The 14378-nt window shown below is 60.9% G+C and carries 14 protein-coding genes; 7 read left to right on the plus strand and 7 right to left on the minus strand.

The window, feature by feature from the left end; translation table 11 throughout:
- Positions 1-186: 186 nt before the first annotated feature.
- Positions 187-1425, plus strand: coding sequence for an MFS transporter (locus tag PseAD21_RS03305; RefSeq protein ID WP_102354488.1), 1239 nt, complete (start codon positions 187-189; stop codon positions 1423-1425).
- A 97-nt stretch (positions 1426-1522) separates the two neighbouring features.
- Here the strand turns inward: PseAD21_RS03305 and PseAD21_RS03310 are convergent, their stop codons facing one another.
- Positions 1523-2074 carry a DJ-1 family glyoxalase III gene (locus PseAD21_RS03310; protein ID WP_102354613.1) on the minus strand — a complete coding sequence of 184 codons (552 nt, stop codon included), beginning with the start codon at positions 2072-2074 and terminating at the stop codon, positions 1523-1525.
- 67 nt (positions 2075-2141) lie between these two features.
- On the minus strand, positions 2142-2591 hold the full coding sequence (locus PseAD21_RS03315; protein ID WP_102354489.1) for a DUF4879 domain-containing protein: 450 nt from the start codon (positions 2589-2591) through the stop codon (positions 2142-2144).
- A gap of 222 nt (positions 2592-2813) precedes the next feature.
- Here PseAD21_RS03315 and PseAD21_RS03320 point away from each other — a divergent pair, with 222 nt between their 5' ends.
- Together PseAD21_RS03320 and trmA are read left to right on the plus strand one after the other, a co-directional pair.
- Positions 2814-4109, plus strand: a complete 1296-nt coding sequence (locus tag PseAD21_RS03320; protein ID WP_102354490.1) for an NCS2 family permease — start codon at positions 2814-2816, stop codon at positions 4107-4109.
- Positions 4106-5185: a tRNA (uridine(54)-C5)-methyltransferase TrmA gene (gene trmA / locus PseAD21_RS03325; protein WP_102354491.1), complete on the plus strand. Its 1080-nt coding sequence runs from the start codon at positions 4106-4108 to the stop codon at positions 5183-5185. Before PseAD21_RS03320 ends, trmA begins: the two co-directional genes overlap by 4 nt.
- Positions 5186-5241: 56 nt before the next feature.
- Here trmA and PseAD21_RS03330 read toward each other — a convergent pair whose 3' ends face one another.
- Complete coding sequence (locus tag PseAD21_RS03330; RefSeq protein WP_102354492.1) at positions 5242-5688, minus strand: DUF2442 domain-containing protein; 447 nt, start codon at positions 5686-5688, stop codon at positions 5242-5244.
- Positions 5685-6113, minus strand: a complete 429-nt coding sequence (locus PseAD21_RS03335; protein ID WP_102354493.1) for a DUF4160 domain-containing protein — start codon at positions 6111-6113, stop codon at positions 5685-5687. The genes PseAD21_RS03330 and PseAD21_RS03335 overlap by 4 nt, the downstream gene beginning before the upstream one ends.
- Before the next feature lie 331 nt (positions 6114-6444).
- Between PseAD21_RS03335 and aroQ the strand changes: the two genes are divergently transcribed.
- Together aroQ and PseAD21_RS03345 are read left to right on the plus strand one after the other, a co-directional pair.
- Positions 6445-6894, plus strand: a complete 450-nt coding sequence (aroQ, locus tag PseAD21_RS03340; RefSeq protein WP_102354494.1) for a type II 3-dehydroquinate dehydratase — start codon at positions 6445-6447, stop codon at positions 6892-6894.
- Complete coding sequence (locus PseAD21_RS03345) at positions 6891-7745, plus strand: shikimate dehydrogenase (protein WP_102354495.1); 855 nt, start codon at positions 6891-6893, stop codon at positions 7743-7745. Before aroQ ends, PseAD21_RS03345 begins: the two co-directional genes overlap by 4 nt.
- A 110-nt stretch (positions 7746-7855) precedes the next feature.
- Here the strand turns inward: PseAD21_RS03345 and PseAD21_RS03350 are convergent, their stop codons facing one another.
- Positions 7856-8533 carry a TetR family transcriptional regulator gene (locus tag PseAD21_RS03350; RefSeq protein WP_102354496.1) on the minus strand — a complete coding sequence of 226 codons (678 nt, stop codon included), beginning with the start codon at positions 8531-8533 and terminating at the stop codon, positions 7856-7858.
- 102 nt (positions 8534-8635) lie between these two features.
- Complete coding sequence (quiC, locus tag PseAD21_RS03355) at positions 8636-10537, minus strand: 3-dehydroshikimate dehydratase QuiC (RefSeq protein ID WP_102354497.1); 1902 nt, start codon at positions 10535-10537, stop codon at positions 8636-8638.
- 263 nt (positions 10538-10800) lie between these two features.
- Here quiC and PseAD21_RS03360 point away from each other — a divergent pair, with 263 nt between their 5' ends.
- Positions 10801-12138: an MFS transporter gene (locus PseAD21_RS03360; RefSeq protein WP_102354498.1), complete on the plus strand. Its 1338-nt coding sequence runs from the start codon at positions 10801-10803 to the stop codon at positions 12136-12138.
- A gap of 127 nt (positions 12139-12265) precedes the next feature.
- Here PseAD21_RS03360 and PseAD21_RS03370 read toward each other — a convergent pair whose 3' ends face one another.
- Positions 12266-13144 (minus strand): DMT family transporter, encoded by an 879-nt coding sequence (locus PseAD21_RS03370; protein WP_102354499.1) that lies wholly within the window; start codon positions 13142-13144, stop codon positions 12266-12268.
- Positions 13145-13484: 340 nt separating this feature from the next.
- On the opposite strand from PseAD21_RS03370, the gene PseAD21_RS03375 reads away from it, so the two are divergent.
- Positions 13485-14336 (plus strand): neutral zinc metallopeptidase, encoded by an 852-nt coding sequence (locus tag PseAD21_RS03375; protein WP_102354500.1) that lies wholly within the window; start codon positions 13485-13487, stop codon positions 14334-14336.
- Positions 14337-14378: the final 42 nt, after the last annotated feature.

The raw sequence follows: 14378 nt of genomic DNA on the forward strand, positions 1-14378 counted from the left end.
GGTCGCTTCGTTGATTTTTTATGACTGCTGCGCAGCCGATCGGGGATAAATCCCCTCGCCACGGAGGATTGAGGCGCGCCGGGGAACGATAGATGTCTGGCTAACTAAATTTTTTGTCATGGCAACTTCCTGTTACAGACTGGTGATAACCTCGCCGTTCCCCCCCCAAGCCAGACCTGCCTTCAGATGCCCAGCCAAGAGCCCCTGCTGTTACGTCACCATCGCCCGTTTCTCGCGTTCTGGTTCGCCCGGATCTTCACCGCCAGCGGCTTTCAGATGCTCACCGTGGCGATCGGCTGGAATCTGTATCAGTTGACCGGCAACGTGCTCGACCTGGGTCTGGTCGGTCTGGTGGAGTTCGCACCACGGGTGCTGTTCATGCTGCACACCGGGCATGTCGCCGACCGCTATGACCGGCGTCGTGTTGCGGCGATCTGCCAGTCGTTGCAGGCGTTGATCGCCCTGGCACTGGCGATCGGTAGCGCCACTGACCACATCACCCGGGAAATGATCTTCATCCTCGCCTTCCTGCTCGGCGGCGCGCGCTCCTTCGAGCTGCCGACCACCCAGGCGCTGCTGCCGAGCATCGTGCCCACGGCGTTGTTCCCTCGGGCCGTTGCTGCGGCGCAGTCAGCGCAACAGTCGGCCACCATTGTCGCCCCGGCGATGGGCGGCCTGCTCTACGCGTTTGGCAGTGTCTGGGTCTACGGCCCGACCGTGTTGCTCTACGTCATCGCCTGCACATTGATGCTCAACCTGCCCGCGCGACAGACGCCGCTGAACAAAGGCAAAGCCACGCTGGACTCGTTGCTGGCGGGGATTCGCTTCATTCGCAGCCGCCCGGACATCCTCGGGGCGATCTCGCTGGATCTGTTCGCCGTACTGCTCGGTGGCGCCACGGCGTTGCTGCCGGTGTTCGCCAAGGACATCCTGCTCACCGGCCCGTGGGGCCTGGGCCTGTTGCGCTCGGCGCCGGCGGTCGGGGCGCTGGGGATGTCGCTGTTTCTGGCGCGATTTGCGGTAGAGCGCAATGTCGGTCGGGTAATGTTTACCGCCGTCGGCGTATTCGGCGTCGCGACCATTGCCTTCGGCCTGTCGACCTCGTTCTGGTTCTCGCTGGCGGTGCTGGTAGTGCTGGGCGCAGCGGACATGATCAGCATGGTGATCCGCGCCTCCTTCGTGCAACTGGAAACCCCGGACGAAATGCGCGGCCGGGTCAGCGCGGTGAACGGCCTGTTCATCGGCGCCTCGAACCAGTTGGGCGAATTCGAATCCGGTCTCACTGCCCACTGGTTCGGCACCGTGCCAGCGGTGGTGATGGGCGGGATCGGCACGCTAGTGGTGACCGGGACGTGGATCAAACTGTTCCCGACCTTGGCCAGACGCGACCGGATGCATGTGCCGGTGGAAGAGGCGAAGGTCTGAGTCACATCAGCGAAATCAAATTATCTGGACGATCACCGACAGGAGGCGGGCTCATGCCCATGCACAACCCGCCTATTGCCGCCCACGCCTGATCCCTTCAAACCAGCATCTCCCCCGCCACCTTGGCCCGCAACGCCTTGCCGCCAAGCTGCTCCACCAGCGTCAGGGCAAACGCCAGTGCGCCGCCAGAGCCCTGGGCGGTAATGCAATTGCCGTCGACCACCACCGGTTGATCAACAAACGTACAACCCGACAGTTGATGGCTGGCACTCGGCAGGCAGGTCATGCGCCGTTGGCGTAATAAGCCTGAGGCTTGCAGAGCGATGGCCGGGGATTCGGCGATGGCGGCGAACAGGCGTCCGGCGCTGGCCTGATCCTTGAGCAGCTGTTGCAGCGGCTGATGCGCCGCCAGGTGCTGGGCGCCGATGGCGCCGCCGGGCAGGACGATCAGGTCAAAAGTCTGCGCCAGCACGTCGACCAGCATGCCATCCGCCGTCAGGCGCGTGCCGCGCGCGCAGGTCAGCATGCGCCGACCTTCGATGCTGGCTGCCACCACTTCGACGCCGGCGCGGCGCAGCACGTCGATCAGGGTCACGCATTGCAGATCATCGATGCCCTCGGCGAGGGTAATCAGGGCTCTAGAGGTCATGGCCGCCATCCGCTGGGTGATCTTCCAAGCGTAGTCAGCTTTGCCCTGCCCTGTTCGGTGACAGCCGTTACTTGATGTAAAGCTGGGTCGACATCGTGTTGCGTGGCGCGTTGATCGAGGTATTGCTGAAGGTGAAAGTGCCTTCCTGCTTGCCCGCCAGATCGAAGGTATACAGCGAGCCGACGGTATTGCGACCGGGCGTGCACTCGGTCAGGTTGCCGTTATCGAAGGCGCACACCGGGGCCCGGGTGCCATTCACTTCAAAACCGTCCAGCGTGGCGTGTGGCTGATTCTGGCCATAGCCGACTTCCAGCACATACACCTTGATGCTCGGTCCGGCGTGATTGCATTGGGTCTGGGTCTGTCCATCACCGATGTCTTCCAGGCCACACGCCGGCGACTGGACCTTGATGACTTTCACTTGCGTCAATGGCTGCGCCGAGGCGGCAAGTGCCACGGGCGCCCCGACCATCAGCGCTGCAATCAACCCCCAAGCCTTCATCCCGCGCGCGCTCATGCGTTTCCCATCCCGAAAAAATCAGCGCGCAGTATGGCGCAGTTGGCCGTGTGGCAAAACTTCGACGACGTTCGGCACCAACAACCGCCATATTCCTCACGCTGCTGGTATGATGCGCGGCTTTTTCCGGCCCACCACAAATTCCCAGGCGCTTGCGACGGTCTGTGCTTTGCTGTTGAGGTCGATACATTCACGGCGCCGCGCGCGCCACGGGGAGCAGACATGCTGGAAAGGCTGTTTCAACTCAAGGCACACAACACCAACGTGCGTACCGAGATTCTGGCGGGCGTCACGACCTTCCTGGCCATGGCCTACATTCTGTTCGTCAACCCGAGCATCCTCGGCGAGACCGGCATGGACAAGGGCGCGGTGTTTGTCGCCACCTGTCTGGCAGCCGCCATCGGCTCGACCATCATGGGCCTGATCGCCAACTACCCGATCGCCCTCGCACCGGGCATGGGCCTGAACGCTTTCTTTACCTACACCGTGGTTCTGCACATGGGCCACACCTGGCAAGTGGCGCTGGGCGCGGTGTTCATCTCGGCGGTGTGCTTCTTCCTGCTGTCGATCTTCCGCATCCGCGAATGGATCATCAACAGCATCCCGCTGCCATTGCGTTCGGCGATTGCCGCCGGTATCGGCCTGTTCCTGGCCCTGATCGCCCTGCACAACGCCGGCATCGTGGTCAGCAACCCGGCGACCATGGTCGGCCTCGGTGACCTGAAAGCCCCGGCGCCGATCCTCGCCACCCTCGGCTTCGCCCTGATCGTCGCCCTCGAAGCCCTGAAAGTGCGCGGTGCGGTACTGATCGGCATTCTGGCAGTAACCATCGTGTCCATCGCCATGGGTTTCACCCCGTTCGGCGGCGTGACCTCGATGCCTCCTTCGCTGGCCCCGACCTTCATGCAACTGGACATCAAGGGCGCCTTGGACATCGGTCTGGTCAGCGTGATCTTCGCCTTCCTGTTCGTCGACCTGTTCGACAACTCCGGTACCCTGATCGGCGTCGCCAAGCGCGCCGGCCTGATGGGCAAGGACGGCCACATGCCGAAAATGGGCCGTGCTCTGATCGCCGACAGCACCGCAGCCATGGCCGGTTCGCTGCTAGGTACCTCGACCACCACCAGCTACATCGAATCCGCTGCTGGCGTGAGTGCTGGTGGGCGTACCGGTCTGACGGCCGTCGTCGTTGCGATCCTGTTCCTGCTGGCGCTGTTCTTCTCGCCACTGGCGGCCAGCGTGCCGGCCTTCGCCACCGCTCCAGCGCTGCTGTTCGTCGCCGTGCTGATGACGTCGGGCCTGGCGGAAATAGACTGGGAAGACATTACTGTTGCCGCGCCAGTGGTCGTCACTGCGCTGGCAATGCCGTTCACTTACTCGATCGCCAACGGCATCGCGTTCGGCTTCATTTCCTGGACCGTGATCAAGCTGCTGTCGGGCCGCGCCCGTGAGCTGAACCCGGCGCTGGTGATCCTGTCGATTCTGTTTGTGATCAAGTTGGGTTGGTTCAACGCATGACTTTCGATTCCCAGGCCTACGCCACTCAGCTCGAAGACAAGGTCACGCGATTGCGTGACCTGCTCGCCCCGTTCGATGCGCCGGAGCCGACGGTGTTCGACTCGCCGCTGCAGAACTTCCGCCTGCGCGCCGAATTCCGCCTGTGGCGCGAGGCCGGTGAGCGGCACTACGCAATGTTCTCCCAGGACGACAAACGCACGCCGATCCTGATCGAAGAGTTTCCGATTGCCAGCCTGCGCATCAACCAGTTGATGCCGCAGCTCAAGGCTGCCTGGCAGGCAAGCTCAGCTCTGAGCCACAAGCTGTTTCAGGTGGAGTTCCTGACCACCCTGGCCGGCGACGCGATGATCACCCTGTGCTACCACCGTCCGCTGGACGAGCACTGGCATGCGGCGGCTACTCAGTTGGCCGCTGATCTCAACGTCAGCATCATTGGTCGCTCGAAGGGCAAACGCGAAGTGCTCGGCCTCGATTACGTGGTCGAGAAACTCGACGTCGGCGGCCGCACCTTCAGCTATCGCCAACCGGAAGGCGCGTTCACTCAGCCTAACGGCACCGTGAACCAGAAGATGTTGAACTGGGCATACGAAGCACTCGGCGATCGCAGCGACGACCTGCTGGAGCTGTACTGCGGCAACGGCAACTTCACCCTGCCGCTCGCCACGCGCGTGCGCAAAGTGCTGGCCACCGAGATCAGCAAGACCTCGGTCAACGCCGCATTGAGCAACCTCAGCGAAAACGCTGTGGATAACGTCACGCTGGTGCGCCTGTCCGCCGAAGAGCTGACCGAAGCACTGAACGACGTGCGCCCGTTCCGTCGCCTGCAAGGCATCGACCTGAAAAGCTACGAGTTCGGCAGCGTGTTCGTCGACCCGCCGCGCGCCGGCATGGACCCGGACACCTGCGAGCTGACCCGGCGTTTCGACAACATCCTGTACATCTCCTGCAACCCGGAAACCCTGGCGGCCAACATCGCCCAACTGCACGACACGCACCGCATCACCCGCTGCGCGCTGTTCGACCAGTTCCCGTGGACGCATCACATGGAGTCCGGAGTGTTGCTGACCCGGCGTTGATTGCCGGTTCCCGGATGCAAAAAAGCCGTCGTGATTGACGGCTTTTTTGTGGGTGCTCACGGTGCGATATCGGTTTTACGGGGGCGCCCGCCCTTTTTGCCATTCGCGCGTGCAGCTTCAGACTTCGCAGCACTGCTTTGACGACCGTTACGCGAAGCAACCACCGAAGCCGCCATCCTCATGAGTGACGGGCTCGCCGAAATCATCCCGGCAATGGAAACATCGAGGTCTTTGCCCTCATGGCAAAGCGCAGTGCCTGCGAAACCGACTGTCACTCCCTCATAGTCGCCTGCCTCAAACCCGTCGAACTCCGGATACTGATCCACCGGCAGTAACACACCGCTACCGTCATCAAAACGGATGACCAGCGATGGTTTTTCAAAGCTCACCGAAACAGCCTGCAAACTGCTGGCTTGTCGTGTTTCGCCACGCTTTATGGCTGCATCGAGCATGTCTTCCGTCATTGGACGAGGTACAGACGGCTTGGCCTTGATGATTTTCATAAATGGATTTCAACTCCTTCCAGTTTGCCGACCAATGTCAGAAGCACTTTGTCTTCTTCTGGCTCATAGCGCGCGGCACCGATCCTGTAGGTCGTCTCGGTAACAGGTTTCATCACGGGAACTTCGTTTGATTTGCAGTCCCACACCTGATTGTCGAGACAAACGGTCCGCACGCCTGACCACCAGATCCCTCGTGCGCGACGCAAATGAGCAGTTTGCCCCAGTGATCGACACAAGCCTTGCAGCACGGCCATCGGCGGTCGACGAGAAATCGGCACGACATCCCACAGATCAATGTCGTTGTGCCAGAAGCTGAACTGCAATCGGGCATTCCAGGCACCCGCATCCACATGAGCGTGCGGTGGGCAATGTTCACCTCGCAGCATGATGCGTATCGACAATCCCTTGTAGCTGCATACCTTCATGCTAACCCATCCGTTAGGTTAATAAGTTTCAGGATTCGATGATCTTTTCAAATCCGACGACCGGAGCTGCACAGCAAGCGCTACTTCTCACCACTCTCAGGCTAGCGTTGGCACGGGTCAGGAGTCGGTAAACCTTCGAAGGAAAACGTAAGCAAAGCTGTCGTTACAATTAGAACAACCCTGTCCACAAAAATGGCTTGTGTGCGATCACCGAACAAAACCCCCCCGGGTTCAAGCACTGCAATTGACCATGGTAACCATCTAGTACATTTTACCTCCACAGGCTGAAACCCTCGGCCCAAGCCAACAACAATAAGTGGAGTTTGCCCCCATGCCCCCTATCGTTCTGGTGCTCAACGGCCCGAACCTGAACCTGCTCGGCACCCGTGAACCGGCGACCTACGGTCACGAAACCCTGGCTGATATCTCTGCACTGTGCGGCCGCGCCGCCGAAGAATTCGGCCTGGCCGTGGAGTTTCGCCAGACCAATCACGAAGGCGAATTGCTCGACTGGATTCACGCTGCACGCGGACGCTGTGCCGGGATCGTGATCAACCCGGCGGCCTGGACTCACACCTCGGTGGCGATCCGCGACGCGCTGGTCGCCAGTGAGTTGCCGGTGATCGAAGTGCACCTGTCCAACGTCCATGCACGCGAGCCGTTCCGGCATCACTCGTTCGTCTCGGCGATCGCCACGGCGGTGATGTGCGGCTTCGGCAGTCATGGCTATCGCCTGGCCCTGGAACACTTCAGGCAACGGCTGAAGGGGCGCGCAGCATGACCCGCAAACCGGTAATACTGGCCGGCCTGATCGGCGCAGGCATTCAGGCCTCGCGCACGCCATCGCTGCATGAACACGAAGGTGACGCCCAGGGCTTGCGCTACTTGTATCGCCTGATCGACCTCGATCAGTTGCACCTGGACAGCAACGCCCTGCCCGACCTGCTGCTGGCGGCGGAGCGGATGAACTACACGGGCCTGAACATCACGTTTCCGTGCAAGCAAGCGATCCTTGCGCTGCTCGATGAACTGTCGCCGGAAGCCCGGGGCATCGGCGCGGTCAATACCGTGGTGCTCAAGGACGGCAAACGCATCGGCCACAACACCGATTGTCTGGGCTTTGCCGAAGGTTTTCGTCGCGGCTTGAAGGATGCTGCCCGAGCGCATGTCGTCCAGATGGGCGCTGGCGGTGCGGGGGCAGCCGTGGCCCACGCGCTGCTGAGCGAAGGCGTCCAGCAACTGAGCATTTTCGACGTCGACCGCGAGCGCGCCGAAAGTCTGGCGAACAACCTCAATCAGCATTTCGGCTTCGGTCGCGCCGTCGCCGGGCAAGACCTGCCGGGCACACTGAATCAGGCCGATGGTCTGGTGAACACCACGCCGATGGGCATGGCCAAACTACCGGGCATGCCGGTGCCAGTCGAACTGCTGCGCAAGGAATTGTGGGTCGCGGAGATCGTGTATTTCCCGCTGGAAACCGAACTGCTGCGCAACGCCCGCGCCTTGGGTTGCCGCACGCTGGACGGTGGCAACATGGCAGTGTTTCAAGCGGTGAAGGCGTTTGAGCTGTTCAGCGGCGTGGTGCCGGATGCGCAGCGAATGCTCGCGCATTTTCAAAGCATGAATGACTGAATTACCGCCCTTGTGGGAGCGAGCCTGCTCGCGAAAGCGGTGTGTCAGCTAACAGATGCATTGACTGACAGTATGCTTTCGCGAGCAGGCTCGCTCCCACAGGAATAGTGTTACGGCTGCAAGTAGCGCAACACCGACTCGCAGATCATCTCGCGATGGCGCTGCTTGATGGCTTCGTCCGGCAGGTCGATCTGAAAGATCTCACCGAACGTGTGGCGGTTCGAGACGCGATAGAAGCAAAACGAGCTGATCAGCAAATGCACGTCCAAGGCATTCAAACCGCGGCGGAACACCCCCTCCTCGGCGCCACGGCGCAAAATCTCGCCCAGCGAATCGAGGATGGTGTTGTTCATCGCCTTGATCGCGTCGGAGCGCTTCACGAACTCGGCGTTGTGGATATTTTCGATGCAGACGATGCGCACGAAATCGACGTTGCGATCGTGGTGATCGAAGGTGAATTCCACCAGCCGCCGGATCGCCACCACCGGCGGCAACTCGGCCAGGTGCAAGCGGTTTTCGGTGCTGCGGATGTCGCCGTAGAGTTTCTCCAGCACCTCGACGTACAACTGCTCCTTACTGCCGAAGTAGTAATAGATCATGCGTTTGGAGGTGTGGATACGCTCGGCGATCGCGTCGACGCGGGCGCCGGACAACCCCTGCTGGACGAACTCGACAATCGCCTCCTGCAGGATGTTCTCGCGGGTCTTTTCCGGGTTGTTTTTGCGACTCTTGCGCGGCTCCATGCCTGATACGACGGGAGCGGCGGGGAGTTCTGATGTCATTGTCATTGCGGGCTCACGGCCATCACTGCACAGGTTGGCGATTATGGGCCGCGCCGCACAGTGAAGGAAGCCACGTGGCCCGTGTTTAATCCCGCGCTTACGAATTTCCTACAACTTCGCCTGGCGCACCGCTCCGCTGCGTGATTTGGCCATTGCTGCCAGACGCACCGCGACGTTCGCCGCACCGTAACCGGCGTAACCGTTTTTACGCTGGATGATCTCGAAGAAGAAGCGCCCTTCGAACGGCTCGGTGTACACATGGAACAGCTCGCCGCCCTGCGCATCACGGTCGTAGAGCACGTTGTAATACGCCAGTTCGCTGAGGAACTCGTCATCAAAATCGAAGCGCGCAGCGAGGTCGTCGTAATAGTTGAGCGGGATATCCAGCAGCGGTACTCCAGACTCTTTGGCGCGACTGACTTCGGTGAAGATGTCGTCACAATCGAAGGCGATGTGATGCACACCGGAACCGCGATAACTCGACAGCGCATGGGAGATCGCGGTGTTGCGGTTCTCGGAGATGTTCAGCGGCAGGCGGATCGAGCTGTCGCGGCTGCGCAACGCGCGGCTCTTCACCAGACCGTAAGGGTCAGGCAGCACCACTTCATCGTCGGCCTCGAAATCCAGCAGGCTCTTGTAGAACAGCACCCAACTGTCGAGGCTGTCGGCCGGCAACGCCATGGCCATGTGGTCGATGCGCTTGAGGCCGCCACGGGCGACGGCATCTGGCAACAGATTGAAGTCGGTGCCATAGACGTCCGCCGCCTCATCCACCAGATAAATCAGGCTGCCGTCCGGCGCGCGTACGGCGGCCAGCTCAAGTTCATTGGGGCCGACCAGTCCGCGATAGGGCTGGCCCTTGTAGGCGACCGCGCGGGCCAGGGCACTGGCACTGTCCTTGACCCGCACGGCAGTGGCGCACAGTGACGGGCCATGGGCCTCGAAAAAACTGTGGCCGAACGAATACGGCTCAGCGTTGAGGATCAGATTAATGTCGCCTTGACGCAGCAGACTCACGCTCTTGGAACGGTGCTGTCCGGCCTTGACGAAGCCCAGGCGTTCCAGCCAGTTCGTCAGTTTGGCGCCGAGGCTTTCGTCAACGGCGAACTCGAGAAACTCGATGCCGTTGTACTCGCTGGCCTTCGGTGTTTCGAAAAGGATTTCGCGGTTAGCCACCGGGGGGACTTGTTGTTCCAGACGCTGACGGGTTTTCTCCTCCAGATACAGCAGCGAACGCAGACCGTCGGCGGCGTTGGCCCGTGGCGGCGCAGCGCGGAAGCCATCATTGAAAATTTCCAGCGACAACGGCCCGGTGTAACCGCTCTGGATGATCGGCGCGAGAAACCCCGGCAGATCGAATTCGCCCTGCCCCGGGAAGCAGCGGAAATGCCGGCTCCACTCCAGTACATCCATGGCGAGAATCGGCGCATCGGCCATTTGCACGAAGAAGATCTTGTCGCCGGGAATGTCCGCAATCGCGCCTGGATCGCCTTTCAGCGACAAGGTGTGGAAGCTGTCGAGCAGCACGCCGAGCGCCGAGTGATCGGCCTCGCGCACGATGTCCCAGACCTGTTGATAGGTATTGACGTGCCGACCCCAGGCCAGCGCTTCATAGCCGATGCGCAGCCCGCGAGCGTCCGCATGTTCAGCCAGCAGCCGCAGGTCATCGACGAGAATCTGCCGATCGCCGACGCTGTCCGCCGAGGCGTTGCTGCACACCAGCACCAGGTCGGTACCCAGTTCCTGCATCAGGTCGAACTTGCGCTCGGCCCGCTCCAGGTTGCGCGCCAGACGCTCGCGCCGGCAGCCTTCGAAGTCGCGAAACGGCTGGAACAGGGTGATCGCAATGCCCAGGTCAGCGCACATCTGCCGGATTTCCCGAGGGCTGCCGTCGTAATACAGCAGATCGTTTTCGAAGATCTCGACGCCGTCGAACCCGGCGGCGGCGATGGCTTCGAGCTTTTCCGGCAGGGTGCCGCTCAGGGAAACGGTGGCAATGGAACGCTGCATGCTTGAACTCCCGGTCTGCACTGCTCTGATTCAGGGATGTTTTTATCGTCCGTAAATTATTGGCTGCATGACTGCGCACAGCAATTTAAAGTGTACTACCCGGTTAGTTTTGCGTGCGATTATCGAACACTAAGGCGTTTCGACGAATTGACGATTTTTCGTCCACTGCCCACCATCGACGTCACATTGAGTCCGGATGTGAACCCTCGGTCGCAGTGCCTTGCAAACAACACCACATAACAAATTCAAAAACGGGTGGAACAATGATTCCTTCACAGACTTCCCGCATGGCCCCGGCCATGAGCACTGCCACGGGTGGCATCGGCGATAAGATCCGCGGCGCCATGGCCGTCGGCAAGACCCGTTGGGGCATGCTGGCGCTGGTGTTTTTCGCCACGACCCTGAACTACATCGACCGCGCCGCCCTCGGCGTCATGCAGCCGATCCTCGCCAAGGAAATGAGCTGGACGGCGATGGACTACGCCAACATCAACTTCTGGTTTCAGGTCGGCTACGCCATCGGCTTCGTCCTGCAGGGACGCCTGATCGACCGTGTCGGCGTCAAACGCGTGTTCTTCTGCGCGGTGCTGCTCTGGAGCCTGGCCACTGGTGCCCACGGCCTGGCGACGTCGGCCGTCGGCTTCATGGTCTGCCGCTTCATCCTCGGTCTGACCGAAGCAGCCAACTACCCGGCCTGCGTGAAAACCACGCGCCTGTGGTTCCCGGCCGGTGAACGTGCGGTCGCCACCGGCATCTTCAACGCCGGCACTAACGTCGGCGCAATGTTCACGCCGATGCTGCTGCCGCTGATCCTCCACGTGTGGGGCTGGCAGGCGGCGTTCCTGTGCATGTCGGCGCTGGGCGGGATCTGGCTGCTGTTCTGGGGCCTGAAGTACTTCAACCCGGAAGACCATCCAGGCGTTAAACAATCGGAACTGGACTACATCCAGCAGGAAGTCGAACCGGAACACGCCCGCGTACCGTTCTCGCGCATCCTGCGCATGCGTGGCACCTGGGCCTTCGCCCTTGCCTACTCGCTGACGGCGCCGGTGTTCTGGTTCTACCTGTACTGGCTACCGCCGTTTCTCAATCAGCAATACAACCTGGGCATCAACGTGACCCAGATGGGCATCCCGCTGATCATCATCTACGTGACGGCCGACTTCGGCAGTGTCGGCGGCGGCATTCTGTCTTCGTTCCTGATCGGTCGCGGCATGAACTCGATCAAGGCGCGGCTGCTGTCGATGTTCCTGTTCGCCTGCTGCATCATCGGCGTGATCATGGCGGCCGGTTCGAGCAACCTGTGGGTCGCGGTGGCGGCGATTTCCCTGGCGATCGGCGCGCATCAGGCCTGGACCGCGAACATCTGGAGCCTGGTGATGGACTACACGCCCAAGCACATGATGAGCACGGTGTTCGGCTTCGGCGGCATGTGCGCCGCGATCGGCGGGATGTTCATGACCCAGATCGTCGGCCACATCCTGACCGTCACCAATAACAACTACACGGTGCTGTTCACGCTGATTCCGGCGATGTACTTCCTGGCGCTGACATGGATGTATTTCATGGCGCCGCGCAAGATTCCTACCGTTACCGAGTAACTTCCTGCACCACATCCCCCCCTGTGGGAGCGGGCTTGCTCGCGAAAGCGTCCTGTCAGTCATTGAAAATGCCGACTGAAACACCGCCTTCGCGAGCAAGCCCGCTCCCACAGGGATCTGCGTTTCATCAGCGGCGGCTTTGCTGCCAGGCTGCCGCCAGGCCACTGCAACAAATCACCGCGATCCCGATCACCGTCAAAAGACTCGGCGTGTGATTGAACACCACCCAGCCCAGCAACCCCGCAAACACGATCTGGCAGTAGCCAAACGGCGCCAGCAAGGCCGGCGCGGCGTGGCGGAACGCCTGGGTCAGAAACAGGTGCGCAGTCATCCCGCAGGTGCCCAGCGCCAGCATCAACACCCCGTGCCCCAGGCTCGGCACTTGCCAGAAGAACGGCACCAGCGCGCTCATCACCAGCGTGTTGCACAGGCCGGCGAAAAAGTTACTGGTGGTCGGACTGTCGAATTCGCTGAGCTTGCGGGTGAGCAGTTGATAGAAGCAGAAGAACAGCGCCGAGCAGAACGGCAGCAGCACCGCCGGGGTGAACAACTCACCGCCCGGGTGGACGATGATCAGCACGCCGATGAACCCACAGATCACCGCGATCCACTGGCCGCGCGTCACCCGTTCCTTGAGCAACGGCACCGACAGCGCCGTGACCAGCACTGGCGCGAGAAAGTTGACCGCCGTGGCTTCGGCCAGCGGGATGTACAGCAGCGCGGTGGTGAAAAACAGACTGGTGCCCAACAGGCACAATGCCCGCGCCAACTGCCATGACGGTCGCTTGGTGCGCAGCACCCGCAACCCCGACTGCGGCAGAAAGATTCCCGCCATCAACAAGGTATGCACCAGATAACGCGCCCAGACCACCATCACGATCGGATAGAAACTGGACAGGTATTTCGACAGCGCGTCATGACTGGAAAACAGAAAGGTGGCCAGGACAATCAGCAAGATCCCTTTGAAGGGTTGGTTGACGCCGGATAACGGTGTGCTGACGGTCATGGGCTCTCCTGTAAACACTGCGCAACAATCTAGAGCCCGGCGTCAGACTCTCACAGACAACAATCGAAATAGTGGGCGAATAGCGCACGACATCGTCAGCAAATACCTCAGCCACTGCACGAAGGCTTGGTCCATGCCCCTTGCGTCCAACACATGCGGCCAATCCGATGCCCATTGGGACGTCGGACTTTTCGACAAGTTAATACCGAAAAAAGCCACTTTCATCTTTCAGGCAAATAACGCCTTACGCCCGCTTACAGAATCGTCCTGCAAGTGCCGACCGCTGCCGCTATTCATAGGCACGGCAATAATGCCCATCAACCGATCAGAGAGCACCACTATGTTATGGAACAAAGCACGACGCAGCGATAACGTCGACGATACTCGACAGGGCAAGGATGCCCGCCGCCCCACAGGGAAAATCATCGGCACCGGCCTGGCCGCCAGCATACTGGCTGGTGCAGCGCTTTATTCGACATTCAGCAACGGGCCTGAAGCCCCCTCCGCCCCCCATGAACAGACACTGTTACAGACCTTATCGCCCGAGGAGACTCAACTGCATTTCATCGAATCGATCCTCGGGGACACTGAAGACACCTGGAAACAGTTGTTTGCCCAAACCGGACGCCACTACCCGGCCCCTACGCTGACGCTATTCAGCGACGGCGTAGTGTCGGGCTGTGGATATGCTGCTGCGTCCAGCGGCCCGTTCTTCTGCCCGGAGAACACACGGATTTATCTCGACCCGCAGTTCTTCGCCCAGATGGCTCGGCAGTTTTCGGTAGTCGGCGACTTCGCCCAGGCCTTCATCATCGCCCATGAAGTCGGTCATCACGTGCAGCTTGAGCTGGGCCTTTCCAGACCGTTCGAAGAGGCCCTGGCGGCCCGCCGCCCCTTCACTGGCGATGCCGGCCTCGAGGTACGTGCCGAGTTGCAGGCCGATTGCCTGGCTGGAGTCTGGGCCCACCACGCGCAACAACGTCTGGCCTGGCTGGAGCCTGGCGACATCGAAGCCGCCTTGAATGCCGCGACCACCTTCGGCGACGACTTTTTGCAACGTGCGCGCAATCAGACAGTCCGTCCGGAGACCTTCAGTCATGGTACATCGACGCAACGCAGTGACTGGTTCACCTCCGGATTCGACAGCGGTCGTATCGATGCCTGCGATACTTTCAACGCCGCGAAGCTGTAACCTTGGACGCGCGCGGACGCGCCGGTGCAGAACCGTCGCACC

Origin of the sequence: Pseudomonas sp. AD21 (assembly GCF_002878485.1) — a bacterium.
GTDB lineage: Bacteria > Pseudomonadota > Gammaproteobacteria > Pseudomonadales > Pseudomonadaceae > Aquipseudomonas.